This window comes from Halomonas sp. PBN3 (genome assembly GCF_000475415.1).
GTDB classification, from domain to species: domain Bacteria; phylum Pseudomonadota; class Gammaproteobacteria; order Pseudomonadales; family Halomonadaceae; genus Halomonas; species Halomonas shengliensis.
Map to the genome: position 1 here is coordinate 26,481 of NZ_AXCA01000148.1, position 24,837 is coordinate 51,317.

At 68.5% G+C, this 24,837-nt stretch carries 27 protein-coding genes and 1 tRNA gene; 11 read left to right on the forward strand and 17 right to left on the reverse strand.

Annotated elements, in window-relative coordinates:
* Positions 1-2: 2 nt before the first annotated feature.
* Positions 3-1,232 (reverse strand): ABC transporter substrate-binding protein, encoded by a 1,230-nt coding sequence (locus Q673_RS25155; protein WP_023005444.1) that lies wholly within the window; start codon positions 1,230-1,232, stop codon positions 3-5.
* 143 nt (positions 1,233-1,375) lie between these two features.
* Here Q673_RS25155 and Q673_RS25160 point away from each other — a divergent pair, with 143 nt between their 5' ends.
* From Q673_RS25160 to Q673_RS25200, 9 genes are all read left to right on the forward strand, one after another.
* Positions 1,376-3,082 (forward strand): potassium/proton antiporter, encoded by a 1,707-nt coding sequence (locus tag Q673_RS25160; RefSeq protein ID WP_023005445.1) that lies wholly within the window; start codon positions 1,376-1,378, stop codon positions 3,080-3,082.
* A 75-nt stretch (positions 3,083-3,157) separates the two neighbouring features.
* Positions 3,158-3,247 (forward strand) — tRNA-Ser (locus tag Q673_RS25165).
* Between the two features lie 134 nt (positions 3,248-3,381).
* The gene (locus Q673_RS25170) at positions 3,382-3,843 is read left to right on the forward strand and encodes an NUDIX hydrolase (protein ID WP_023005446.1); all 462 of its coding nucleotides are present in this window, start codon (positions 3,382-3,384) and stop codon (positions 3,841-3,843) included.
* A gap of 92 nt (positions 3,844-3,935) precedes the next feature.
* On the forward strand, positions 3,936-4,610 hold the full coding sequence (locus Q673_RS25175; RefSeq protein WP_023005447.1) for a Bax inhibitor-1/YccA family protein: 675 nt from the start codon (positions 3,936-3,938) through the stop codon (positions 4,608-4,610).
* An 85-nt stretch (positions 4,611-4,695) separates the two neighbouring features.
* Positions 4,696-5,088: a sulfurtransferase complex subunit TusD gene (gene tusD / locus Q673_RS25180; RefSeq protein ID WP_023005448.1), complete on the forward strand. Its 393-nt coding sequence runs from the start codon at positions 4,696-4,698 to the stop codon at positions 5,086-5,088.
* A gap of 10 nt (positions 5,089-5,098) precedes the next feature.
* On the forward strand, positions 5,099-5,473 hold the full coding sequence (tusC, locus tag Q673_RS25185) for a sulfurtransferase complex subunit TusC (protein ID WP_023005449.1): 375 nt from the start codon (positions 5,099-5,101) through the stop codon (positions 5,471-5,473).
* Between the two features lie 10 nt (positions 5,474-5,483).
* Positions 5,484-5,771, forward strand: a complete 288-nt coding sequence (gene tusB, locus Q673_RS25190) for a sulfurtransferase complex subunit TusB (RefSeq protein ID WP_023005450.1) — start codon at positions 5,484-5,486, stop codon at positions 5,769-5,771.
* Entirely contained in the window at positions 5,771-6,124 is a 354-nt protein-coding gene (locus Q673_RS25195) for a TusE/DsrC/DsvC family sulfur relay protein (protein ID WP_023005451.1), read from the forward strand. Before tusB ends, Q673_RS25195 begins: the two co-directional genes overlap by 1 nt.
* Before the next feature lie 7 nt (positions 6,125-6,131).
* Positions 6,132-6,710, forward strand: coding sequence for an acyl carrier protein phosphodiesterase (locus tag Q673_RS25200; RefSeq protein WP_023005452.1), 579 nt, complete (start codon positions 6,132-6,134; stop codon positions 6,708-6,710).
* Here Q673_RS25200 and Q673_RS25205 read toward each other — a convergent pair.
* The 11 genes from Q673_RS25205 to Q673_RS25255 all read right to left on the reverse strand — a co-directional run bounded on the left by Q673_RS25205 (position 6,707) and on the right by Q673_RS25255 (position 17,335).
* Positions 6,707-7,942 (reverse strand): molybdopterin molybdotransferase MoeA, encoded by a 1,236-nt coding sequence (locus tag Q673_RS25205; protein WP_023005453.1) that lies wholly within the window; start codon positions 7,940-7,942, stop codon positions 6,707-6,709. The genes Q673_RS25200 and Q673_RS25205 overlap by 4 nt on opposite strands.
* A 77-nt stretch (positions 7,943-8,019) precedes the next feature.
* On the reverse strand, positions 8,020-8,541 hold the full coding sequence (gene moaB / locus Q673_RS25210; RefSeq protein WP_023005454.1) for a molybdenum cofactor biosynthesis protein B: 522 nt from the start codon (positions 8,539-8,541) through the stop codon (positions 8,020-8,022).
* Entirely contained in the window at positions 8,538-8,861 is a 324-nt protein-coding gene (locus Q673_RS25215) for a DUF1244 domain-containing protein (protein WP_023005455.1), read from the reverse strand. Before Q673_RS25215 ends, moaB begins: the two co-directional genes overlap by 4 nt.
* Positions 8,862-8,945: 84 nt before the next feature.
* The gene (locus tag Q673_RS25220; protein ID WP_023005456.1) at positions 8,946-10,001 is read right to left on the reverse strand and encodes a formate dehydrogenase subunit gamma; all 1,056 of its coding nucleotides are present in this window, start codon (positions 9,999-10,001) and stop codon (positions 8,946-8,948) included.
* Between the two features lie 12 nt (positions 10,002-10,013).
* On the reverse strand, positions 10,014-10,628 hold the full coding sequence (gene fdh3B / locus Q673_RS25225) for a formate dehydrogenase FDH3 subunit beta (RefSeq protein WP_023005457.1): 615 nt from the start codon (positions 10,626-10,628) through the stop codon (positions 10,014-10,016).
* 55 nt (positions 10,629-10,683) lie between these two features.
* Positions 10,684-13,536 (reverse strand): molybdopterin-dependent oxidoreductase, encoded by a 2,853-nt coding sequence (locus Q673_RS25230; protein ID WP_023005458.1) that lies wholly within the window; start codon positions 13,534-13,536, stop codon positions 10,684-10,686.
* Positions 13,537-13,560: 24 nt separating this feature from the next.
* A complete protein-coding gene (locus tag Q673_RS25235; protein ID WP_023005459.1) occupies positions 13,561-13,764 on the reverse strand; it encodes a twin-arginine translocation signal domain-containing protein in 204 nt (67 codons plus the stop codon).
* 88 nt (positions 13,765-13,852) lie between these two features.
* Complete coding sequence (locus Q673_RS25240) at positions 13,853-14,491, reverse strand: TorD/DmsD family molecular chaperone (protein WP_023005460.1); 639 nt, start codon at positions 14,489-14,491, stop codon at positions 13,853-13,855.
* Between the two features lie 4 nt (positions 14,492-14,495).
* Positions 14,496-16,211, reverse strand: a complete 1,716-nt coding sequence (locus Q673_RS25245) for a 4Fe-4S dicluster domain-containing protein (protein WP_023005461.1) — start codon at positions 16,209-16,211, stop codon at positions 14,496-14,498.
* Positions 16,212-16,286: 75 nt separating this feature from the next.
* On the reverse strand, positions 16,287-16,907 hold the full coding sequence (locus tag Q673_RS35540) for a DUF3306 domain-containing protein (protein ID WP_023005462.1): 621 nt from the start codon (positions 16,905-16,907) through the stop codon (positions 16,287-16,289).
* A complete protein-coding gene (locus Q673_RS25255) occupies positions 16,904-17,335 on the reverse strand; it encodes a DUF3305 domain-containing protein (protein WP_023005463.1) in 432 nt (143 codons plus the stop codon). The genes Q673_RS35540 and Q673_RS25255 overlap by 4 nt, the downstream gene beginning before the upstream one ends.
* Positions 17,336-17,427: 92 nt before the next feature.
* Between Q673_RS25255 and Q673_RS25260 the strand changes: the two genes are divergently transcribed.
* Positions 17,428-18,279: a formate dehydrogenase accessory sulfurtransferase FdhD gene (locus tag Q673_RS25260; protein WP_023005464.1), complete on the forward strand. Its 852-nt coding sequence runs from the start codon at positions 17,428-17,430 to the stop codon at positions 18,277-18,279.
* Here the strand turns inward: Q673_RS25260 and Q673_RS25265 are convergent, their stop codons facing one another.
* Together Q673_RS25265 and Q673_RS25270 are read right to left on the reverse strand one after the other, a co-directional pair.
* Positions 18,280-18,912 (reverse strand): helix-turn-helix domain-containing protein, encoded by a 633-nt coding sequence (locus Q673_RS25265; RefSeq protein ID WP_023005465.1) that lies wholly within the window; start codon positions 18,910-18,912, stop codon positions 18,280-18,282.
* A 160-nt stretch (positions 18,913-19,072) separates the two neighbouring features.
* On the reverse strand, positions 19,073-20,017 hold the full coding sequence (locus tag Q673_RS25270; protein WP_023005466.1) for a histone deacetylase family protein: 945 nt from the start codon (positions 20,015-20,017) through the stop codon (positions 19,073-19,075).
* Positions 20,018-20,130: 113 nt separating this feature from the next.
* Here Q673_RS25270 and Q673_RS25275 point away from each other — a divergent pair, with 113 nt between their 5' ends.
* Positions 20,131-22,878, forward strand: coding sequence for a bifunctional acetate--CoA ligase family protein/GNAT family N-acetyltransferase (locus tag Q673_RS25275; RefSeq protein ID WP_023005467.1), 2,748 nt, complete (start codon positions 20,131-20,133; stop codon positions 22,876-22,878).
* Between the two features lie 83 nt (positions 22,879-22,961).
* Here Q673_RS25275 and pdxH read toward each other — a convergent pair whose 3' ends face one another.
* The 3 genes from pdxH to Q673_RS25290 form a co-directional block, all read right to left on the reverse strand.
* The gene (gene pdxH / locus Q673_RS25280; protein ID WP_023005468.1) at positions 22,962-23,603 is read right to left on the reverse strand and encodes a pyridoxamine 5'-phosphate oxidase; all 642 of its coding nucleotides are present in this window, start codon (positions 23,601-23,603) and stop codon (positions 22,962-22,964) included.
* A gap of 119 nt (positions 23,604-23,722) precedes the next feature.
* Entirely contained in the window at positions 23,723-24,070 is a 348-nt protein-coding gene (locus Q673_RS25285; protein WP_023005469.1) for a branched-chain amino acid transporter permease, read from the reverse strand.
* A complete protein-coding gene (locus Q673_RS25290) occupies positions 24,067-24,762 on the reverse strand; it encodes an AzlC family ABC transporter permease (protein ID WP_235048496.1) in 696 nt (231 codons plus the stop codon). Before Q673_RS25290 ends, Q673_RS25285 begins: the two co-directional genes overlap by 4 nt.
* Between the last annotated feature and the right edge of the window lie 75 nt (positions 24,763-24,837).

Sequence of the window (24,837 nt, forward strand, 5' to 3'; positions counted from 1 at the left end):
CCTCACTCGGCGCCGAGGTCCACCGCCAGTTGTTCCAGTGGGTGGGGAGCCTCGATCACCCCCTGCTCCTGGAGCAGCGCTTCCATGCGCCGGTAGCGCCCCGCATCCAGCGCCGCCGGCTGGGCGCTCAGGCGCATCAGCACCGCCGGCCAGGCGTCGCGGTTGGCGGGCGTGTCGAGGGTGGGCTCCAGCGCCACCAGCTTGTCCCAGGCCGCGTCCGGTTCCTCGATCATCCATAGCGTGGTGTCGCGCAGGATTGCCACCAGCTCGTCGAGGGGGCCGCGCAGGCGGGCGAGTCGATCGCGATTGGCGACCAGGATCAGGCCGTCGTGCACCGGCACGCCGTGCTCCTCCAGCCGGAACAGCCGGGTGGCCACGCCGCGATCCGCTAGTTGACGAGGCAGGGCGAGGCGCACGGGGGTGATCACCCCGTCCAGGTCCTGCTCGGACAGGGCGGTAGCCAGGGTGAAGCCGGTCTCGGCGAGGGCGACCTCGTCGACGGCGATGCCATGGGGAAGGAGCAGGGCCGGCAGCAGCAGGTCCCGTGCTGCCTCGGTCGCGACGCCCAGGCGCCGCCCGGCCAGCGACTCGGGACCCCGGCCGGCGCGTGACTCGCGCATCACCAGCCCCGCCAGGGGGGTATCCACCAGGGTGGCCACGCGCACCAGCGGCTTGCCGCGCGCCACCTGCAGGTGCAGCTGCGGCTGGTGGGTGAGGGCGAGGTCGACCAGGCCGGCACCGAGCAGGCGCAGCGGGGCGGCGGGATCCGCCGGGCGCTGGATCTCGAGGCTGAGCCCCTCACGCCGAGGCAGGCCGTTGCCGGCGGCCAGCAGCAGGGGGGCCTGATGGAGGCTCGGGTACCAGTCGAGCATGATGGTCAGGGTGTCGAGTGGCGGTGGTTCAAGGGGTTCCGGCGGGGCGTGGACGACGCTTGGCACCTCCACCGCCGGCGCATCCGGCATCGCCTCTCCCGCGTCTGACACCGGAGAGGCGGGCAGGGTGGCCTCTGCCGCGGATGCCTGCATGGCGTCAGTCGCCGGCGCCGTTTCGTCGACAGGCGAGAGGTTCAGGTCGGGGACTATGACCTCGCTCTGCAGGGACAGCGGGGGAGGTGCCTCGAGGGCGGCCTCGGTCTCGGCCCAGGCGGGACTGGGCGACAACAGCAGCAGCGCGATAAGCAGCGTCGCGAGTAGCGGTCGTCGACCGCAGGCGTCGGCGGCAGGGTGGGGCATTCGCAGGCTCCGTGGCGAAGACGATGGCGCAGGCCGGCGGCAAGTGTATCCGCGGCGTCCGTTGGCTGACCAGTCGCGCCGGCCGACATCGCGCCGCCATGGGCCGCATGCGATAATGCCACCATTGCCATTGAGAGGATGCCATGGACGTCATCAATACCCTTTTCATTCTTAGTGGCCTGCTCATCGCGTTGAGCGTGCTGGGGAGTCGCCTCTCCAGCCTGGTGGGCTTGCCACTCCTGCTGATCTTCCTCGGCCTCGGCATGCTGGCGGGTGAGGAGGGCATCCTCGGCATCGAATTCGACAACTATTCATTGGCCTTCGTGATCGGGCATCTGGCACTGGCCATGATCCTGCTGGATGGCGGACTGCGCACGCGCCTGAAGACCTTCCGCGTCGCCTTCCGGCCCGCCCTGACGCTCGCCTCGGTCGGGGTATTCATCACCAGTGGCCTGGTCGGGCTCTTCGCCATGTGGGTCTTCGACCTGACCCTGGTTCAGGGGCTGCTGGTCGGGGCGATCGTGGGCTCCACGGATGCCGCGGCGGTGTTCTCGATGCTCAGTGGCCGCGGCCTCAACCTCAACGAGCGGGTCGGGGCGACCCTGGAGATCGAGTCGGGCACCAACGACCCCATGGCGATCTTCCTCACCCTGGTGCTGGTCTCCTTGCTGGCCGGTGAGGTGGGGGGACCGCTCGATACCCTGCTGCTGCTGGTGGAACAGTTCGGCCTGGGGGGTGCCATTGGCCTCGGCGGGGGCTGGCTGAGCGCGCGGCTGCTGCGCTGGGTCGACCTGGCCCCGGGCCTCTACTCGCTGCTCGCCCTGGCGCTCGGCTTCTGCATCTTCGGGGTGACCAGCCTGCTTGGGGGCAGCGGCTTCCTGGCGATCTACCTGGCCGGGCTGATGATCGGCAACCAGAAGGGTCGCCACCTGAACTTCATCCTGCCGGTCCATGACGGCCTGGCGTGGTTGAGCCAGATCGGCCTCTTCCTGGTGCTGGGGCTGCTGGTCACGCCAACGGACCTGGTCGACTACCTGATTCCGGCCGGGATGGTCGGCCTGGTACTGATCTTCGTGGCGCGGCCCATCGCCGTGGTCGTGGCGCTCAAGCCCTTCTTCAAGTTTCGCTGGCGCGAGATCGGCTTCATCTCCTGGGTGGGGCTGCGTGGCGCGGTGCCCATCGTGCTGGCGATCTTCCCGGTGATCGGTGGCGTGGAGGATGCGGCCCTCTACTTCAACGTGGCCTTCGCGGTGGTGCTGCTGTCGCTGCTGGTGCAGGGCAGCACGCTCTCGGTGATGGCTCGCTGGACGAAGGTGCTGATGCCGAGCTCCGTTTCACCCAACCATCGTGGCCCCCTGGGCATCCTGCCCGAGAACGACTACGAGATGTTCGTCTACCGGGTGGAGAACCAGGACCTGGCCGACGTGCCCATCCGCCTGCTGCGCTTCCCCTCCGGGGCGCTGATCTCGGCGCTCTTCCGCGAGCATGCCATGCTCCACCCCAAGGGCAGTACACGCCTGCAGCTTGGCGACGTGCTCTGCGTCATCGGGCGCAGCGAGGACCTGCCGGCGCTCAACCGGCTGTTCAATGGCGAGGCCAAGCTCAAGCAGGAACGCGCCTTCTTCGGCACCTTCACCTTCGACGGCGAGGCGAGGATGCAGGAGGTTGCCGAGGCCTACGGGCTGACCCTGAGCCCCGGCGAGCGTGAGATGACCCTGGGCGAGTTCGTGGCGCTGCGCGTCGGTGGCCACCCGGTGGTGGGCGATGACGTCGACTGGCATGGCATCCACTGGGTGGTCAGCGAGATGGAGGGCAACCGGGTCACCCGGGTCGGCCTGAGGCTCTATTGAAGCGCGGCTAACGTCTTGATCGCACGCTGCTCTTGACCCACACGGCAGAGCTGGTAATATGCATCGCCGTGAGCCGGAGGGATGGCAGAGCGGTTGAATGCACCGGTCTTGAAAACCGGCAAGGGTTAACGCCCTTCCAGGGTTCGAATCCCTGTCCCTCCGCCACTTCTTCAAGAAAACCAGCCCCTTGCGGCTGGTTTTCGCGTTTATGCACCATCCTGCCCCACCTTGGCGAGGCGACTTGCCAGCCTCGAGTCGAGCTCGCAGTGTAGAGGCATCCCCGCCGCCGAGAGCCCACCATGCCGAATCCCGACGCCTCCCAGCTACCGCCGCGCCCCATCCCGGCGGTCTCCACCGCGCTGCTGTGGAACGAGCATATCCTGATGGTGCGTCGCGCCCATGCTCCCAATGCCGGCCGCCTGGCCCTGCCGGGTGGCAAGGTGGAACCCGGCGAGACCCTCCAGGCAGCGGCGGAGCGTGAGCTCCTCGAGGAGACGGGGCTGCGCGCCGAGGCCGGCGAGGTGGTCACCGCGATCGACCTCTTCGACCATGAGGCGGATGGCAGCCTGCGCAGCCATTACGTGATCATCGTGCTGCGCATGGCCTGGCAGGGGGGCGTGGAGGGCGCCGCCAGCGATGCCACCGAGCTGGTGTGGCTGGATCGCGATGGGCTCGAGGCGGCGGGCAGCGACGTCTGCAGCACCGCAGCGCGGGTGGCCGAAGCCCTTCTGGAGGAGGCCGCAGGGAAGAATCAGCGTTGAGTCCTGCCGGGTCAGGCTCTTGCGCGGGGAACTTCGAGGCGGCATCCTAGGTCAATTGGCACGATCTACCAACGACAGGGAGCAACGGTTCAATGGCCTATCAAGAGTCACACGTGACCCGCCAGGAGACCCAGACCCGGGTTGCCAGTACCAACAAAGTGCTGCGCAACACCTATGGCCTGCTGGCCATGACACTGCTCTTCTCGGCAGTGACCGCCGGTGGCGCCATGGCAATGGGCATCGAGCGCATGAACATCCTCGTGTTCTTCATCGGCGCTTACGGTCTGATGTTCCTGGTCCACAAGACCGCCCACTCCGCCATGGGCCTGCTGGCGACCTTCGCCTTCACCGGCTTCATGGGCTTCACCCTGGGGCCGATCCTCAACGCCTACCTGGCACTGCCCAATGGCGCGGCCCTGGTGATGAACGCCCTGGCTATGACCGGCCTGACCTTTATCGGCCTCTCCGCCGTGGCGCTGATCACCAAGAAGGATTTCAGCTTCCTGGCCAACTTCCTGATGGCCGGTGCCATCGTGTTGATCCTGGCCATGTTGGCGGGCATTTTCTTCCAGATTCCTGCCCTGATGCTGATGGTGTCAGCCGGCTTCGTGCTGTTCTCCTCGGCGGCGATCCTCTACCAGACCAGCGAGATCGTTCACCGGGCCGGTGAGACCAACTACATCCTCGCCACCGTCACCCTCTATGTGTCGATCTACAACCTCTTCGTCAGCCTGCTCTCCCTGCTGGGCATCATGAGCAGCGACTGACGATCGACCTCGATCGTGATGATCCGGCTGGCCCCGCCTCGGCGGGGCCAGCCTGTTTGCAGGCCACTTCCGCAGGAGACCCCGGATGCGCTATGCCATCCTGCTGCTCGCGGCCCCCTACAGCCACCAGGCATCGCACTCGGCGCTGCGCTTCGCGCGAGCCCTGCTGGCGCGGGGGCACACCCTCGAGGGGGTATTCTTCTACCATGATGGCGTGCACAACGCAGCGCGCCTGGCAGCGCCGCCCCAGGACGAGCCCCATCTCGTCGATGGCTGGGCCGCGCTCGGCGAGGCGCATGGGGTGCCCCTGCAGGTCTGCATCGCCGCCGCCCTGCGCCGCGGGCTGCTCGACGAGCGCGAGGCACGCCGCCACGGCAAGCAGAGCGCGAGCGTCGAGGCCCCGTTCGAGCTTACTGGGCTCGGCCAGCTGGTCGACCTGGGGCTGCGCTGCGACCGCCTGATCACCTTCGGACCCTAGGAGTCCCGCCATGCACGACGAGACGCACCACGGCGACCTGCTGGTGATCCTGCGCCACGCGCCGCACGGCTCGAGCTGGCTGCGTGAGGGGCTGGATGCCGCCCTGGTGGCGGCGGCCTTCGAGCGTCGCGTGACCCTGCTCTTCCTCGGCGAGGGGGCGCTGGCGCTGCTCAAGGGACAGGGCGTGGGCCCGCTGGGACAGAAGGGGACCGCGCCGACCCTGGCCATGCTGGAGATGTATGATATCGACCGCCTGCTGGTGGAGGATAGGGCGCTTCGCGACTATGGCCTCGATGCGTCGGCGCTGCTCCTGCCGGCGCGCCCGGTGGGCGCCGACGAGGTGGCCGAGGCGCTGGCCGCCCATCCTCTGGTACTGAACTTCTGACGAGTCGCTCATGCTGCTGCATATTCTCAATCGCGCACCGGACACGCCTGCCTGCCGCCAGGCGCTATCGGCCATGGGGCCCGCGGATCGCCTGCTGCTGATCGAGGACGGCGTCTTCGGGGCCCTGGCGGCTCAGCGTGCCGTCTTCGCCGGGGTGGAAGGGCGCCTGTATGCCCTGCAAGAGGACCTGGAGGCGCGCGGGCTGCTTGGCCGTCACGCCGATGGCATCCAGGTCGTGGACGTCGAGGGCTTCGTGGCCCTGACAGAGACGTGTGAGCGCGCGGTGAGCTGGTACTGATGGCAAGCACAGAAATATACCGTTATCTTCCTGTCGGCAAGAATCAGATCCCGCTGGATCCCGAGGGTTACCTCGTCGACAGGAATGACTGGTCCGAGGCCGTCGCCGAAGCACTTGCCGCCGAGGAGGGGCTCGTCCTTACCGAGGCGCACTGGGAGGTGATCCGGGTGCTGCGCGACTTCTATGCGCGCTTCGAGCAGGCCCCCGCGATGCGTCCCCTGGTCAAGGCAGTGGGGCAGGCCCTGGGGCCGGAGAAGGGGCGCTCGATCCACCTGATGCGCCTCTTCCCGGAGAGTCCTGCCAAGGTGGGCGCCCGCCTGGCGGGGTTGCCCAAGCCCACCAACTGCCTGTGAGGCGCCGGTGAACTTCCTGGCCCATGCCTGGCTTGCCCGCGGCGGGAGCGACGACTTCCTCTACGGCAACCTGATCGCCGACGGGGTGAAGGGCAGCGACCTGGGTGACTGGCCCATGGGAGTGGCCCGTGGCATCCGTCACCATCGGCGCGTCGATGCCTTCGTCGACGGCCACCCCGTCACCCGGCGGATCCTGACACGCTCACCGCCCGGCGGGCGTCGGGTGATGGGCATCGCCCTGGACCTGGTGTGGGACCACTTCGTGGCCCGGGAGGTGGTCTTCCATAACGCCGGGGATCGTCTGGTGGAGCGCACCTACCGCCTACTGGCGGCGCGTTCGGCACCCGCTCGCCTCGCCCCCATGGTGCCGCCACTGGTGGAGCAGGACTGGCTGCGTCGCTACGCCGACTTCCCCTTCACCTGTCGCGCCATCGACGGCATCGGCCGCCGCCTCAGCGGCCCCAACCGCCTCGCCGACCTGCTGCCCTGGCTGGAGGCGGAGTATCCCGCCCTGGAGGATGAGTTCCGGTGGCTATGGGCGGCGGTGCGTCGGGAACTGGAAGTGCCCCATACGCCGCACGACTAGCCGGCGCCTCCAAGCCACAGGCAGGTCACGGGGTCGCCGGGCGTCACCTCGCTCCCGGCGGGGATCACCGCCAGCGCATCGGCCTCGATGCAGGAGGTGAGCACCGCTGAGTTCTGGTCCTCGAAGGCCCGAGCCTGCGGTCCCTCCGCCTCGAAGGTGAGGGTGACGCGCATATAATGCGCGCGGGGGCCGGTGCGGGTCGTGAAGGCGGCGCGGGCGGGCACCTCGGGCAGTTGTGCCAGCGCAGGGCAGCCCAGCAGGGCGCCCACCAGTGGCCTGAGGAACAGCCAGGCGCCCACGAAACTCGACACCGGGTTGCCCGGCAGGCCCACGAAGCGCGACTCCTTGCCATCGCCCCGCGGCAGGCGCCCCAGGGCGAGGGGCTTGCCCGGGCGGATCGCCAGGCGCCACAGGTCGAGCCGGCCCAGCGCCTCGACGGCAGCCTTGACATGATCCTCCTCCCCGACGCTGACACCCCCGGTGGTGACCACGACATCCGCCGCCCGAGCGGCTTCGGCCAGGATCTGCCGGGTGGCGGCGGCGTCATCGGGGATCGATGCCGTCATCACCAGCTCGGCACCGAAGCGCTCCAGCAGGCGGCGCAGCATAGGACAGTTGGAGTTGTAGAGCTGGCCCGGCGCCAGGGGCTGACCGGGGTCGACGATCTCGTCGCCGGTGGAGAGCAGGGCGAGGCGAGGGCGGCGACGAACCGCGACCTCGGTGATCCCCTGGCCGGCGAGATGCCCCAGGGCCGCAGCCTCCAGCCGTGTGCCGGCCTCCAGCAGCACCGCGCCGGCCGCCACATCACGGCCGCGCCGGCGCACGTTGTCGCCGGCCGTCACGTCCTCGGGTATCCATGCGGTCGTGCCCTCCACCTCGACCCGCTCCTGCATCACCACGCAGTCGGCCCCGGGCGGGAGCTCACCGCCGGTGAAGATCCGCGCGCAGCTGCCGGGGGCCAGCGGCCGCGCCGGGCTGCCGGCGGCGATACGCTGGCTGATGGGGAGCCGGCCGCCGGCGTCGCGATGGTACAGGGCATAGCCGTCCATGGCGCTGTTGTCGAAGCCGGGCACGTCGAGGCGGGCGGTCACGGTCTCGCCCAGCACCCGGCCGGCGGCCAGTTCCAGTGGCAGTGTCTCGTTGTCGAGCGCCTCCACCTCCGCCAGCAGTGCGGCCAGGGCCGCCGAGATCGGCTTGAGCTCCTCCCCCTTGTCCCCCCTTGCCTTATCCATGCTGGCCTCGCGTCGGGATCATCGAGTTGGCCTGAAGGTATCGAGAGCAGCAGGGCGTGTGACGGGGTTTCCTGATGTCAGGCATGCTGGCCGCGCTCCGGGATTACCAGGTTGGCGAAGTTGCAGGGCTTGTGTCGGCTGTCCAGCTGCTCGGCGAGGATGCCATCCCAGGCGGTGCGGCAGGCACCGGTGGAGCCGGGCAGGCAGAAGAGCACGGTGGCGTTGGCCAGCCCGGCCAGGCAGCGGCTCTGTACGGTGGAGCTGCCGATCTCCTGCCAGCTCAGTTGGCGAAAGAGTTCGCCGAAGCCCTCGATGCGCTTGTCCAGCAGCACCGAGATCGCCTCCGGGGTGGAGTCGCGGCCGGTGAAGCCGGTACCGCCGGTGGTCAGCACCACCTGGATCTCGGGATCGGCGATCCAGGCCGCCACCACCGCCCGTATGCGGTAGACGTCGTCGGGCACGATGTGCTTCTCGGCGAGGCGATGACCGGCGGCGGTAAGCCGCTCGACCAGCGCCTCGCCGCTGCGGTCGGTGGCCTCGGTGCGGGTGTCGGAGATGGTCAGCACCGCGATGGAGAGGGGGATCATCGGCTCGTTCATGCTTGTCCGCGCTCCTGCTTGGCGGCCTGGCGCGCCGCGAAGGCGGCCTGCTGCTCGGCAGTCGCCTCCTGCTGGTACTGCTCCTTCCATTCGGCATAGGGCATGCCGTAGACATGCTCGCGCGCCGTCTCGTAGTCGAGCTCGGCGCCGCGCTCCTCGGCGGCGCTCACCAGCCACTTGGAGAGGCAGTTGCGGCAGAAGTCGGCCAGGATCATCAGGTCGATGTTCTGCACCTCCTTGTGTTCGTCCAGGTGACGCAGCAGGCGCCGGAAGGCGGCCGCCTCGAGCTCGGTGCGTGTCGCGTCGTCCAGATGCTGCATGGGGTCACTCCCTCTGATGGTTTTCGGCCAGCATAACAAAAGACACCGCCCGCAGGCGGTGTCGAGTGGGACAGGCGGCTCACGTCAGGCAGAGCTCTGTGGCGAGGAGTCGCCGGAAGCCCCCTTCGCCTGGGCGATCTGCTCTTCGGGCACCGCGCTCTCCTTGACCTCCTCGTACCACAGGTTGTGATGCTCCTTGGCCCAGGTCTCGTCGACGTAGCCGGTGGTCATGCCTTCCAGCGACCCCTCGGTGCCCAGGGTGCCGATGTAGATATGGCCCAGCGCCACGGCGGTCAGGCCCAGCGCGCCGATGCCGTGGACGATGTTCGCCCACTGCATGGTGTCACGGCCCTGCCCGTAGTTGGGGAAGTCCAGCACGAAGCCGCTGATGATCACCGCCAGGCCGGCGGTGGCCAGCAGCCAGTACCAGACCTTCTCGCCGGCGTTGGCGAAGCCGGCATCGGGATGTCCCTTGCCCACCAGGCCGCCGCCCTTGGCGAACCACTCCAGGTCATGCTTCTTGGGCAGGTTGTGCACGAAGAGCTTGACCAGCAGGATCACCAGCAGGATGCCGAAGATCGGCCCCAGGTAGTTGTGTACCAGCTTGGAGGCGGAGATCATCGCGCCCCAGGCATCGGCACCCAGCAACGGATAGAAGACGTGCTTGCCGTAGAGGAGGTTGAGCCCGGAGAGGGCGAGCAGGATGAACAGTGTCGCGACCGTCCAGTGCAGCGAGCGTTCCAGGGCGCTCCAGCGCAGCAGCTTGCGGCCGGTGCGTGGCTCATCCAGCTTCTTGCGGCCGACGACTAGGTAGAAGAGCGTGATCACCGCGATCATGCCGCCGATCACGATCAGCCCGTAGGGCGAGATCCAGCGATTGCGCCACTGCCGCCAGGTCTCGCCGCTGGCGTTGACCAGGTTGTAGGTGGAGTCGAAGCGGCTGTCGCGATAGGTGCTGTCGACCTCGCCGCTGCGTACCTGGCGCCAGGTGTCGGCATCCACCGCCGGCACCGCGAAGGCCGCCTCGCCCTCGGGGTCCGCCTGGGCCAGGGCGCCCTGGGAGAGGGCCAGCCCGAACGCCAGCATCAGCGCGAGCAGGCCCAGCCGCCAGAGCGACCGCCATTGCATGGTGTGACTCATGGGATCACCTCCTCAGCCCTGCTGGCTGGCGTCGTAGGCCAGCGAGTCGGCATCGGCACGGGGGTTGCCCGACCAGCCGCCATCCTTGTGGCCGCGCTGGACCACCCGCTGGCGGAAGATGTCGGCCACCTCCTGTGCGTCGCCGGCCAGCAGCGCCTTGGTGGAACACATCTCGGCGCACAGCGGCAGCTTGCCCTCGGCGATGCGGTTGGCGCCGTACTTCTGGTACTCCTCCTCCTTGGTCTCGGCGGGGCCGCCGGCACAGAAGGTGCACTTGTCCATTTTGCCGCGCTCGCCGAAGGCGTTCTGCTGCGGGAACTGCGGCGCGCCGAAGGGGCAGGCGTAGAGGCAGTAGCCGCAGCCGATACAGAGGTCCTTGTCGTGCAGCACGATGCCGTCATCGCGCTGAAACAAGGTTTCAGTCGGACATACAGCGATACAGGGGGCATCGTCGCAGTGCATGCAGGCGACGGAGATCGAGACCTCCTCCGGCTCGCCGTCGTTGAGGGTCACCACCCGGCGGCGCTGGATCCCCCATTCCACCTCATTGGCGTTCTTGCAGGCGGTGACGCAGCCGTTGCACTCGATGCAGCGCTCCGCGTCGCACATGAATTTCATCGTGGCCATGGTTGTCTCCTTGTCGCGGTGCGGTCCGCGCCCGCACCGCGTGTCTGGTCAGGCGTCAGGCGCGCTCGATGCGGCACAGGGTGCACTTGGTTTCCTGCATCTGCGTCACGGTGTCGTAGCCGTAGGTGGTGGCGGTGTTGGCCGCCTCGCCCAGCACGTAGGGCGCCGAACCGTCAGGGTAGACGTCGTGCAGGCTCTCGCCCTGGAACATGCCGCCGAAGTGGAAGGGCATGAACACCACCTCACGGGCGACCCGCGGGGTGACCAGTGCCTTGACCCGGACGCGACCACCCTCGGCCCCCTCGACCCAGACGTCGTCGCCCTCGGTGATGCCCAGGTCGTTGGCGAGTGCCGGGTTGATCTCGACGAACATCTCCTGCTGCAGCTCGGCCAGCCACGACATGGAGCGGGTCTCCTCGCCGCCGCCCTCGTACTCCACCAGGCGCCCGGAGGTGAGGATGATGGGGTAGCGGTCTGTCACATCCTGCTGCTGGATACTCCAGTAGAGCGTGGGCAGGCGGTAGTGGGAGGCGACGTCGTCCCAGGTGCGGTACTCCTCCACCAGGTCTCGGCGGCTGGTGTAGAGCGGCTCGCGGTGCTTGGGGATCGGGTCCGGGAAGGTCCAGACGTTGCAGCGTGCCTTGGCATTGCCGAAGGGCGCACACTCGTGGGCAATGGCCACGCGCTGGATGCCGCCGGAGAGGTCGGTCTTCCAGTTCTTGCCCTCGGCCTCGGCCTTCTCCTCCTCGGTGAGGTCGTCCCACCAGCCCAGGTCCTTGAGCATGTCGGCGGTGAACTCGGGATAGCCATCCTCGAGCTCGGACCCCGCGCTGTAGGAGCCGTCGGCGAGGATGTTCTCGCCCTCGTGCTCGATGCCGAAGCGGGCACGGAAGGTAAGGCCGCCCTCGGAAACCTTCTTGCTGGTGTCGTAGAGGATCGGCGTGCCCGGGTGGCCCATCTCGGCGGTGCCCCAGCAGGGCCAGGGCAGGCCGTAGTAGTCACCGTCGGCGGGGCCACCCTCGGCCTTGAGGTCACGGAAGCTGAAGGTGTGCCAGTTCTGCTGGTGCGCCTTGAGTCGCTCCGGGCTCTGGCCGGTATAGCCCACGGTCCACATGCCGGCGTTGAACTCGCGGGTGATGTCCTCGATCAGCGGCTCGGTGCCGTTGACCGCGATGTTTCTGAACAGCTGGTCGGCGAAGCCCAGCTTGCGCGAAAGCAGGTACATGATCTCGTGGTCGGGCTTGGACTCGAACAGCGGGTCGATCACCTTGTCACGCCACTGGATGGAGCGGTTGGTGGCGGTGACGCTGCCATAGGTCTCGAACTGGGTCGCCGCCGGCAGCAGGTAGACGCCATCCTGGCGGCCGTGCATCACCCCCGCCACGGTGGGGTAGGGGTCGACGATGACCATCATCTCCAGCTGTTGCATCGCCTTCTGCATCTCCGGGCCGCGGGTCTGGGAGTTGACCGCATGCCCCCAGTAGAACATCGCCTTGAGGCTGGTGCGCTGGGTGATGTTCTCGTCATCCTCCAGCACCCCGTCGACCCAGCGCGACACCGTGATGCCGTTGGTGTACATCGGCTGGCCATCCGAGTACTCAGTCTGGTCGAAGCGGCCCTTCAGCCACTCGTAGTCGAGGTCCCAGACCCGCGCCCAGTGCTTCCAGGCGCCCTCGGACAGGCCGTAGTAGCCGGGCAGCGAGTGGGACATCAGGCCCAGGTCGGTGGCGCCCTGGACGTTGTCGTGGCCGCGGAAGATGTTGGCGCCGCCACCGGACTTGCCGATGTTGCCCAGTGCCAGCTCGAGGATGCAGTAGGCGCGGGTGTTGTTGTTGCCGGTGGTGTGCTGAGTGCCGCCCATGCACCACACGATGCAGCCCGGGCGGTTCTCTGCCAGGCGGCGGGCGGTGTCGTACATCTGCGCCTCGGGCACGCCGGTGATGTTCTCGACGACGTCAGGCGTGAACTGGGCCACCTCGTCACGCACCTCGTCCATGGCGTAGACGCGCTGGTCGATGAATTCCCGATCCTCCCAGCCGTTCTCGAAGATGTGCCACAGCAGCCCCCAGATGAAGGCCACGTCGGAGCCGGGGCGGATGCGTACATAGCTGTTGGCCTTGGCGGCGGTACGCGTGAAGCGCGGATCGACGACGATGATCTGCGCCTGGCTGCGCTCCTTGGCCAGCAGGATGTGCTGCATGGCCACCGGGTGGGCCTCGGAGGGGTTGGAGCCGATGAACATGATCGACTTGCTGTTCTGGATGTCGTTGAGCGAGTTGGTCATCGCCCCGTAGCCCCAGGTGTTGGCCACCCCAGCCACGGTGGTGGAGTGGCAGATACGCGCCTGGTGGTCGGTGTTGTTGGTGCCGGCCAGGGCGGCGAACTTGCGCAGCAGATAGGCCTGCTCATTGCTGAACTTCGCCGAGCCCAGCCAGTAGATGCTGTCCGGGCCGTGCTGCTCGGTCAGTTCCAGTACCTTGTTGCCGATCTCCTCGATGGCATCCTCCCAGCTCAGCCGCTGCCATTCGCCGCCCACCAGCTTCATGGGATACTTGAGGCGCCGGCTCGAGTGGCCGTGCTGACGCAGCGAAGCGCCCTTGGCGCAGTGGGCACCACGGTTGATGGGGTGGTCAAAGGCGGGCTCCTGCTTGGTCCAGACCCCTTCCTGGACCTCGGCATAGACGCCGCAGCCCACCGAGCAGTGTGAGCAGACGGTGCGCTTGGTCTCCACCGGGGCGTCGGAGAACGCGGTCTTCTCGGCGGCTTCGGCGCGGCGCATCATCGGCGTGCCCATGAAACCGGCGGCCGCCAGGCCACCGGTGGTCGCCCCGCTGCGCTTGAGGAACTGGCGGCGAGAAATCCCCAGGCCCTCGGGCCGCTGGGACGCTGTCTTACGTGTCAGGCGCATGTCATTTCTCCTCGCTGGCGGCCGTCAGTCACGCAGGGTGGCGTAGAAGGCGCGGACATGGTCGGTTTCGCGGTAGTGGGTGTCGGCCTTCTCGGTCGGCGCCGCCTTGGGGGTGTCGGCCTGCACCAGGGTCACGTGGCCGACCGCGGCGGCGGCGCCGGCGGCCGCGGTGCCGGCCCCCAGGGTCTTCAGGAAACGCCGGCGTTGCGGATTGCGAGTCGTGCGCATGGGGTGGGTCTCCTCTCTCTCATTCTTTTATGGCCGCCAGTCGGCCTCGTTCTGGTGTTGTCATGTTGTGGTGTCTTGCCGCAGGCCCTCAGGGCTCGAGGATCCTGATCGGCGAGCGCTCGGCCTCGGCTTCCAGGCGGGCACGCTCGCGGGCGATGAAGGCATTTCCCAGCTCTCCTGTTCGAGCATAGAAGGCCGTGTCCACTCGGGCCAGATCGTCCAGACAACGCTGAGTCCATGGTGCCAGGTGGGTCATGAAGAAGCGGGCGCCCTCCGCGGAGCCCTCGTCGACCAGCATGGCCATCACCTCGAACAGGGCGGCCAGGTGATCCTCGGGGTCGTGGCTCGACTCGCTGCGCTCGAAGCCGAGCCGGCGCAGGTCGTGGCGCAGGTCCACCAGGGCCTGATCCATCAACTCGCCGTTGCGGTACCAGGAGGCATAGGGGGTGATCTCGCCCTGGATCACGCCGACCAGGTGGCGGAAGTGAGCGCGCTCGAGCGCCTCGCGATCGGCCTCGGCGGCGGCCTGGACAAGCGACGCCAGGGCCTGGCTCACCGGGTCCTGCCCCGGGTCCACCTCGAGCCCGGCCAGCCAGTCGAGCAGGTCGGCGTCCGCCGGTTCGCGCACCAGCCGGGCGAGCAGGCGGTAGAGGTCGGCGCGCAGCGCCTCCTGCTCGTCCAGACCCGCCTGGCCGGCGGCGTCATCCGGGAGTATCTGATGGCTCATGGCGTCATACCTTCAGTTGGGAGTCGGGATCACGGGCCATGGTCTGCCACACATCCTTGACCCGGCAGTCCTCGCACATCTCCAGGCGGGCGGCCGCGTCGCCGGCGAAGTAGGGGTGATCGGCAAGCTTGGCCTTGATGCTGGCGATGGTACCGGCGCTGGCGAAGGGCTTGCCGCAGCGGATGCAGCAGAAGGGCGCCTCCTCATGGCAGACGCGCCGTTCGTTGCGCGCGGCATCGGCCAGGAAGCCGGGGTGCAGGCGGATGGCATCCTCCGGGCAGGCGGCCACGCAGAGCCCGCACTGCACGCAGTCCGCCTCGCGATAGCTGAGCATGGGCGTGTCGTCGCCGGCGGCCAGAGCCGGGGTGGGGCAGTTGCTGACGCAGGCGAAGCAGAGGGTGCAGGCCTTCGGGTCAACCTCGAGGCCGCCGTAGGGGGCACCCGCCGGCAGGGCGTGGCGTGCCCCGTCCGGCTCGCCCAGCTCGGCGAGCCGGGCCAGCACGGCCTCGAGGCGCTCGCGCTTGCTGCCCTGGGGCAGGGTCAGGAGCGTCTCGTCGAGCGGCAGCGACTCCGGCAGGGCATCGCGAGCCGTGGCGTCGCCGAGCTGGATGGTCTGGATGCGGCCGGGCGAGAGGCCCAGCGCCGCCAGCAGCCCGTGGGCCTGGGCGAGCTGGTCATCGATGAAGGCGGCCAGGCTCGGCGGCAGCTCGGGATGCAGCTGGACGCGCACCTCGGCGGCGCCCGCCGCCAGGGCGGTGAGCCACTGGTCGTGGCCGGCGTTGCCGAGCTCCTCCAGGGGCACGTCGAGCAGGTGGCCTGCCGGGGCGTCGCCCTCGGCCTCCAGGTCGCCGGCCTCGACGAAGCGCAGCACCGGCAGGCGGCCGCCGGCCTCACGGTAGGCGTCGAGGCGCTGGATCAGTGCCTCCTGCTGGCGAGCCGGTTCGGGCAGGCGGAACTGGATGGCCCCGGTGGGGCAGGCGCTGGAGCAGCTGCCCACGCCCTGGCAACGGTAGGGATCGATCTCGATCCGTGACTCGATGCGCCCATGGTGACTGGAGATGGCGTCGGCGGGACATACCTCCAGGCAGCGGGTGCAGCCGAGGTTGCCCGAGGCGGAGTGGGCGCAGAGGTCGGCGTTGATCTGGAAGTAACGAGGCTTGTCGAACTCTCCCACCAGCTCGGCGAACTCGGCCAGGGCGACGTCGCGCTCCGGGCTTTCCCCGTGCAGGTGGCGATACCCCGGGGGTGGCAGCTCGAGAGCCAGGGTGGGCGTGCGGCCGAGGTCGAGCACCAGGTCGACATGGCGACGCCCCAGCAGCGCCAGCGCCAGGTTCAACGGGCCGTCGTCACCCTCCAGGCCGACGTCGAAGCGTCCCAGGTAGCCCTCGATGCGCAGGCTGTCGCGCTGGGCGGCGGTCAGCGTCCGGCAGGGCAGGTGGCGGGTGCTGGCGAGCAGCGCCTCGACGTCATCGTCGTCGGCGCCGGCCGCGGTGGGCTCGGTGATCAGCAGGGCGATGGCGGCGAGGCCGCTGTCGGCCAGGGCGGCCGCGGCCCGGCGAACGCCGAGCTCGTCGCCCAGCAGCAGCGCATGGCCCGCGCTCTCGTAGGTGACGCTGGCGGGGGCCAGGTTGACCGGCCAGGAGACGCGACGGCGCGCGGTTTCGCGCGCGGCCCGGTTGGTGGCGTCATCCACGGTCACGGCGTCGATGGGAGATGTCATGCGTCCTCATGGTTCACGGTGCGTATGGCGTGTTGTCGTTGTCGTATTATCTTATGCGCAAGTTTTAATAATACATCAGTCTTTTGCAGCTTCGTCCTCTTGTCCAATACTCCCTTGGTCCAAGGGGCGCGACGCCTGTGCCTGCTCCTCGTCGGTCACGGACACCGATGCGACGTCCCGGGCCTCGGGCTCTCGAGTCTCGGTGTCGGCGCGTTCGGCGGATTGAGCCTGCGCCTGATCCCGTTCCGCGGCCGCCGGTTCCTGACCGTCCCGGGCCAGGACGTCGTCGCCTTCGGGCTCGGGACGGGTCCAGCGGCGCAGCTGGTCGGCGAGGTCACGCGCCAGGGGCTTGAGCACCTCACGGTAGTTCTCATCGTAGTCATCGAGGCCATCACGCACACCGTAACCGCCGGTGGACCACAGCCGGCGCAGGGCGCGGCGGCGCAGCTGGCTGCTAACCCCCTTGACCAGGTAGGCGGAGAAGTCGGCATCCGCGGGCAGGCTGTCGGGGTCCGGCAGGGTGGCGTCGAGGCTGCCGGGGGCCGGCTCCGACTCGACGGCCTCGGTGGGCGAGGCATCGGCCGCGGCACCCTCGGTCTCCTGTGCTTGCCGCAGCGCTTCCTGCGGCGGTGCCTCGACCGGTTCGTTGGTTTGCTGGCCGAGCTTGCGCCGTGACCAGCGCTCGAAGCGGCTCATGGGGCCAGCTCCCGGGCGCGACCCGCGCCCTTGCGCTTCTTCTTGCGTCCCTCTTCCGGCGCCTCGCCGTGGCGGGCGAGGTAGCCCTCGATCCAGGCCTGGATGGCCACCGGCATCGCCACATCCAGTACCTGCTGCTCGCCATCCATCCAGCTGGCGGCGACGTCCTGGCTGGCGGTGATCGCCGAGGGCACGGCGGCCTGGCCGGCATCGCCGCAGCGCACGAAGAGCCGGGGATGGTCGGAGGTGAGGTTGAAGCGGTAGGCGGCACGCTCGGTCAGGGTCAGCTGCAGCGTCAGGGTGCAGGGGCCGGCATCGCCGGGGACGAGGTCACGGATGACCGGGCGATGGGAGACGAAGCCCTTGATGCGGGTGCTCTCCTCACCCAGGGTCAGGCTGAGGGTGCGGCGATTGTCAGGGAGTGACATGATGAGGCCTTCGACGTGAATGACTGCGACACGCCCATTCAACCCCCGCAGCCCCCCGCTGCGCAATCAACGCCGCACAGGAGCCCGCCAGGATGCCAGCGATCAGCCTCAGCCGTGCCCGCCTGCCCGCGACCCTGGAGATCGAGGTGCTCGACGAATTCGGCGACCCCCGCCAACAGGCCATCGCCGCTGAACGTCCGCTGACCCTCTACCTCAACAAGCGCGAGATCGTCACCCTGATGACGCTGGGGGCGGACCCGGAGGCGCTGGTGGTGGGCTATCTGCGCAACCAGGGACTGCTTGCGCGTCTCGAGGACCTCGAGGCGGTCCACGTGGACTGGGAGGTGGAGGCGGCGGCGGTGGTGACACGCCACCTTCCCGAGGACCTGGAGGAGCGCCTCGGCCATCGCACCGTGACCACCGGCTGTGGTCAGGGCACGGTGTTCGGGCGACTCCTCGAGGCGGTGCCGCGCCAGGCCCTTCCCGATACCCCGGTGCGCCAGTCGGTGCTCTATGCGCTGCTGGAGAACCTAGGGGCCTACAACGAGACCTATCGCAGCGCCGGTGCAGTGCATGGCTGTGCGCTGTGCCGCCAGGAGACGGTACTCGACTTCGTGGAGGACGTGGGGCGGCACAACGCCGTGGATACCCTGGCGGGCCGCCAGTGGCTGGGCGAGAGCGAGACCGGCGGGGCGGATATCTTCTACACCACCGGCCGGCTCACCTCGGAGATGGTGATCAAGGTGGCCCAGATGGGGATCGGGGTGCTGGTGTCGCGCTCCGGGGTGACCCAGAAGGGGGTCGAGCTGGCGGAGCGCTTCAGCGTCATGCTGGTGGCGCGGGCCAAGGGGCGTCACTTCCAGGCGATCCACGCCGCGGGGCGGCTGACCCTGGACGCGATCCCGACCCGCCGTCCCGGGGAGCGACGCCGCGAGAAGGCCTGATCAGGCCGCCTCGCCCCGGGTGCAGACCGACAGCACCACGGCATCCTCGCGGCTGGTGGAGACCAGGGCATGGCCCATGTCGCTGTCGAAGTAGATGCTGTCGCCGCTCTCGAGCCGGAGCGGCTCGTAGAACTCGGTATAGAGCAGGATCTCCCCCTCCAGCACCATCAGGAACTCCTCGCCGTCGTGACGCACCCACTCGCTGAACTCCTCGAAGCGCCGCGCCCGCACGATGGTCTTGAAGGGAATCATGCGCTTCTGGGCCAGCTCGCAGCTGAGCAGTTCGTGCTCGTAGGTGGGCGTGGGGTGTTGCTCCCCCTGGCCGCGCCGGGTGAGGTCACGCCGGCCGTTGGTACGGGCCTGCTGGCGGGGCGGGGAGAGCAGCTGCGGCAGGTCGATGCCGAGTCCCGCGATCAGCTTCTGGACCGCGGTAAAGGTGGGGGAGATCTGGTCGTTCTCGATCTTCGACAACGTCGATCGGGCGAGGCCGGTACGCTGGCTGACGTCCTCGAGGGTCCACTGGTGGGCGAGGCGGATCTCGCGCAGGCGCTCGCCCAGGCGCAGTGGCTCCACGAAGGGCTTGCGCCCGGAGGCGATGCGCAGGGCGGCGTCCTGGTCGGTCGATGCGGTCATGGCGGCGAGTTCACTATAGGAAACAGGTTTCCTGCAGCTTACCACGCCGGGCGGCCGGCCAGCAGCACCCCGGGGATGATATATGCACCACCGGTGCGGTCCGATGGTGGCGTCCAGGGCGACGAAGTCGGCAGCGCCCTGGACGCCAGGTTTCCCGGGGTCAGGAAACTCCGTCACCGAAGGGCAGCCCCAGCAGCGCCTTGACATGGGCATCCACGCAGCGCCCCAGTGACTCCAGGTGGTAGCCCCCCTCCAGCACCGAGACCAGGCGGCCATCGGCGTAGAGCTCGGCGATCTCCAGCGCCATGTGGGTGATCCAGTGGAAGTCCTCGTCCTCCAGGTCGAGCTCGGCCATCTCGTCCTCGCGGTGGGCATCGAAGCCCGAGGAGAGCAGCACCAGCTCGGGCTTGAAGCGGTGCAGCGCGGGCAGCCAGTCATCCTCGATGGCCCGGCGGAAGGCGGCGCTGTCGGTGCCGGCGGAGAGCGGGGTGTTGACCACGTTCTGCCACTCGCTGCGCAGGTAGCGCCAGGGGTAGAAGGGGAACTGGAAGCTGGTGCAGACCAGCACCTCGGGGTCGTCCTTGAAGATGTCGATGGTGCCGTTGCACTGGTGGACATCGAAGTCGAGGATGGCGATGCGTCGGGCGCCGTACTTCTCCCGGGCATGGGCGGCGCCCACGGCGACGTTGTTGTAGAAGCAGAAGCCCATGGCATCGGTGGCCTCGGCGTGATGGCCGGGGGGGCGCACCGCGCAGAAGACGTTGTCGGCCTGGCGGCGGAACACCTGGTCGACCCCGCGGATCACCGCTCCGGCCGCGACCCGGGCGGCCCTGAGGCTGTCCGGGTTCATCATGGTGTCGCTGTCCAGCGTGACGATGCCCGCCTCGGGCACGCACTTGTCCAGGGCGCGCAGGTGGCGCAGGGGATGGACGCGGGCCAGTTCCTCCTCGGTGGCGGGCCGCGCCTCGGACTGCATGGTCTGCTGCAGGGTGCCGGAGAGCGACAGGCGAGCGCGGATCGCCTCCAGGCGCAACGGGCTCTCCGGGTGCTCCGGCCCCATGTGGTGCAGGTGATAATCGGGATGAGTGATGTAACCGGTGATCATGGGGCCTCCGTGCTGACTGGCATCACTTTATGTCGCCCCGCCCCTTGCCAGACAGTGTCAATAGGTCGTACACAGTAGGCAGCCCATTCACGTCAGCAGCCTGGGAGACCGCCTTGAGCACCCGCTTCCTGCGTCACTTCTTCGAACCCCGCACCATCGCCGTGATCGGCGCCTCGGAAAAGTCGGACTCGCTAGGGGGGCTGGTGATCCGCAACCTGCTCGAGGGCGAGTTCCCCGGCACCCTCTGGGCGGTGAATCCCAAGGGCTACGACAATGTGCACGGCCAGCCGGCCTTCTCCCGGGTCTCCCAGCTGCCCGAGGTGCCGGACCTAGCGGTGATCTGCTCGCCGGTGGCCACGGTGCCGGGGCGCATCGCCCGCTTGGGCAGCTTCGGCTGTCGCGCCGCCCTGGTGCTCTCCGGCGGCTCGCATCTCGACGAGGCACGCGACGGCAAGGCCTCCATCCGCAGCCGCATGCTGGACGCCGCTCGGGCCTCCGGCATCCGCGTGCTGGGCCCGGAGTGCATGGGGCTGATCGTGCCTGGGCGGCGGCTCAACGCCTCCTACGCCAACCAGACCATCAAGCGCGGCAAGGTCGCCTACCTCGGCCAGTCGGGGATGCTGGGCACGGCGATGATCGACTGGGCGGCGGGGCGCGGGGAGGGCTTCTCGCACCTGATCACCCTGGGCGACAGCGTCGACGTGATGCTTCCCGACCTGCTGGACTACATCAACCAGTACTCCCCCAGCCAAGCGATCCTCCTTCACCTGGAGAAGGTGATGGACGCCCAGCACTTCATGACCGCGCTGCGCGACGCCTCACGCAACCGCCTGGTGCTGGCGATCAAGAGCGGACGCACGCCGCAGTCCGATCTCACCGGCCTGCCGCCAACCCCGGGCATCGCCAATCGTGACCAGGTGTTCGACGCGGCCTTCTCGCGGGCCGGCGTGGTGCGGGTCCACGATTCCGACGAACTGTTCGACGCCCTGATGACGCTGTCGCGCATGAAGCCGCTGCGCGGCGACCGCCTGGCGATCGTCGCCAACGGCCTGGGGCCGGCGATGCTGGCCATCGACAAGCTGATCCACGCCGGCGGCAAGCTGGCCGACTTCAGCGAGGAGACCCGCGACGCCCTGAACCGCGGCAACTTCGACATGAGCAAGCCCGGCGAGAATCCGGTGGACCTGGGCGGCAATGCCACCCCGGAGAAGCTGGTGGACGCCCTGGAGATCGTCGCCGCCGACCCGGGGGTGGATGCTGTGCTGGTGGTGCATGCGCCGACGCGGCTGGCCCCCTCCAAGGTGACCGCCCAGGCGCTGGTGGCCAACCGCAAGCGCTTCCGGCGCAACCTGCTGACCAGCTTCATGGGGCTGGAGGAGGCCTTCTCGGCGCGCCACGAGTGCAACCTTGCCGGGATCCCCACCTATGTCTCCCCCGAGCAGGCGGTCAAAGCCTTCATGCACATGGTGGACTACCAGCGGGTCCAGGCGCTGCTCCAGGAGACGCCGCCCAGCCTGCCGTTCTCCACCACCCGGGAGATCCGTGCCCGCTGTCGCAAGCTGATCGAGACGGTCAAGGCGGAAGGGCGCGAGACCCTGACCCACTCCGAGACCGCGCGGGTGCTCGAGGCCTATGGCATCGCCGTGGCACCCAGCCGTTACGTGGCGACGCCTGAGGAGGGTGCCGAGGCCGCCGCGGCCTTCGAGGGCGCCATGGCCCTCAAGGTGGTCCACGAAGGCAACTGTCGCCCCTTCCGCTACCGCAAGCACCCGCATCGCCTCTCCGCCGGCCTGCTGCAGGACCTGCGCACCCCTGAGCAGGTGGCCGAGGGCGTTACCCTGCTCGGCGACAAGGTGGCGGAGAAGTACCCCGCCTTCGAGGTGCGCGAGTACTGCCTGCAGCCGATGCAGCGGGGCAAGCACTCGATGCAGGTGTGTGCCGGCATCACCCGCGACCCGGTGTTCGGCCCGGTGGTGGTGTTCGGCATCGGTGGCTACAAGGTCAATATCCTGGCCGACCGCCAGGTGGCGCTGCCGCCGCTCAACATGCGCCTGGCCGAGGACATGGTGGAGCGCACCCACGTGGCACGGCTGATCCACGAGCACTCCGGCGACCCCCACCGCGACATCGACCGCCTCTGCCAGTTGCTGGTCAAGCTGTCGCAGATGGCCAGTGACCTGGTGGAGCTGCGCGGCCTGGAGATCAACCCGCTGCTGCTCAACCGCGACGAGATGGTGGCGGTGGACTTCGCCATGGACCTGGGGCAGCCGGCGCGCTTCGCCATCCTGCCTTACCCGGAGGAGCTGCGCGAGTGGGTCACCCTGAAGAACGGCTGGGAGGTGGAGGTGCGTCCGATTCGCGCCGAGGATGCCCCGCTAATCACCCGCTTCCACGAGCAGCTCTCCGAGGAGAGCATCCGCTTCCGCTACTTCCACAACAAGGCGGACCTCACCCAGCGTGACCTCTCGATGCTCTCCCACATCAACTACGACCGTCAGATGGCCTTCATCGCCGAACACCTCCGGGAGGACGGCGGCAAGGAGATGCTCGGGGTGGTGCGCGTCTGGAACGATCCCGACAACATCCGCACCGAGTTCTCGATCATCATCCGCGACGACCTCCAGGGGCTGGGGATCGGCAGCCTGCTGATGAACAAGATGATCGACTACTGCCGCAGCATCGGCACCCTGGAGATGATCGGCAAGATCATGGTGGACAACCACCCGATGCGTGCGCTGATGAAGCGCCTGGGCTTCAAGCAGCGTTACAACATGGAGGAGCAGGTGGTGGATGCGGTGCTCCGTCTCAACGAGCCCGAGAGCGAGTGGCAGCGCCACCGCCTGGAGAGCCTGCCCGACTGACGGGGCGCCGGCACTCCTACCGAAACGACACAGGCCCCCGCCGCGGCGGGGGCCTGTGTCGTGACATGGGTACCCGAGCGGGGTCAGGGCGCCAGGCGGAAGTGGTGCCAGTGGCCGTCGCGGCGCTCGTAGCGGATGCGGTCGTGGAGCCGGCTGGGCTGGCCCTGCCAGAACTCGATCATCTCCGGCAGCACCCGGTAGCCGCCCCAGTGCACCGGACGGGGGATCTCCTGGCCCTCGTAGGCCTGCTCGAAGCGGCTCTGACGCTCCTCGATCCAGGTGCGGTCGGGAATCACCACGCTCTGGGTGGCGATCCAGGCGCCCAGCTGGCTGGCCCGCGGGCGACTGGCGAAGTAGCTGTCCGACTCCTTGTCGCTGACCTGCTCGACACGCCCCTCGACGCGTACCTGGCGCGACAGCGAGGGCCACCAGAACACCAGGGCGGCATGCGGCGCGTTGGTCAGCTCGCTGCCCTTGTGGCTGTGGTAGTTGGTGTAGAAGACGAACCCCTGCTCGTCGACGCCCTTGAGCAGGACCACCCGCGCATGGGGCAGGCCCTGGCTGTCGACGGTGGCCAGCGTCATGGCGTTGCCGTCGAGCCCCTCGCTGTCAAGCGCCAGGGTCAGCCACTCCTCGAACAGCGGCATCGGATCCTCGGTGACCTGGGCCTCGTCGAGCTGGCCGCCCTCGTAGTCACGGCGAATATCGGCAATCTTGCGTGTCATCGTCCATTGCTCTCCTGAAAATTACTGTGCATGGTCGCCGCTCCGGCGCCGCAGCTCAACACCTCTTTATGATCAACATCAGGTTTTTTGACGCTGAGCTTAGGCCGTGTCGCGGGGCCTCAGCCCAACCAGCCGAGCTGCACCATCGCCATGTAGGCGCCGGTGCCGGCGATGATCGAGAGCAGGGCGTTGCGGCGCCACAGGTGAAGCATCACCACCACCAGGGAGGCGACGATCATCGGCCAGCCGTCGGCCCCGGCATTGAGCCGGCCGTCCAGCAGCGGGCGGAAGTCGCGCAGGGCATAGATCACCAGGATCATCATCACCGCGGGGGGCAGGTAGCGCCCCAGGTGCAGGATCAGCGGATGGTCGGCATGCCGGGCCAGGGCGACGAAGGGGATCACCCGGGTGGCGAAGGTGGCCAGGGCGCAGACGGCGATGAACAGCAGCAGCGATGGGGGGCTCATGCGCCTACCTCCCGGCGCCGCGTGTGGCGGAAGTGCAGCAGCAGCACCAGGGTCGCCGCCCCGATCGCCCCCAGCAGCAGATGGCGGTCGGGCAGCAGCAGCAGGGCGCCGAGCCCGGTGGCCAGCGCGATGATGAAGGGCAGCCCCTGGCGCAGGCGTCGCGCCTGCTCGAGGGTCAGCACGATGAACAGCGCCGTCAGGGCGAACTCGATCCCCTGGCTGTTGAAGTCCAGGGTGGTGCCGATCAGCACCCCGGCGAGGGAGCCCAGCACCCACCACCCCTGGTTGAGCAGGGTGACCCGGAAGGCCAGGGCTTGGTCGCCGGCGCGTTCGGCGGGCAGGGTGGTGATCAGCGAGTAGGTCTCGTCGGTGAGGGCGAAGATCAGGTAAGGCTTGCGCCATCCCGCGCCCTGGAAGCGCTTGAGCAGCGACAGCCCGTAGAAGAGGTGGCGCGAGTTGAGCATTAGGGTGGCCACGGCCAGCTCCACCAGCCCGGCGCCGGCGGCCAGCAGCGTCACCGCCAGGAACTGGCCGGCACCGGCGTAGATCACCAGCGACATCAGCACCGCCGCCCACCACGGCACGCCGACCTCGATGGCGAGGATGCCGTAGGCGGCCCCTAGGGGGAGATAACCGAACATCACGGGGAGGGTCAGCAGCCCGGCTTCCTTCCAGGCGTGGGGCAATGACACGGTGGTAGACTCCTTGTGGGTCGATGGGCATTGAGGCGCCCCGAGCCCGCCATGGTAAGCCAGATTCACCGTCTT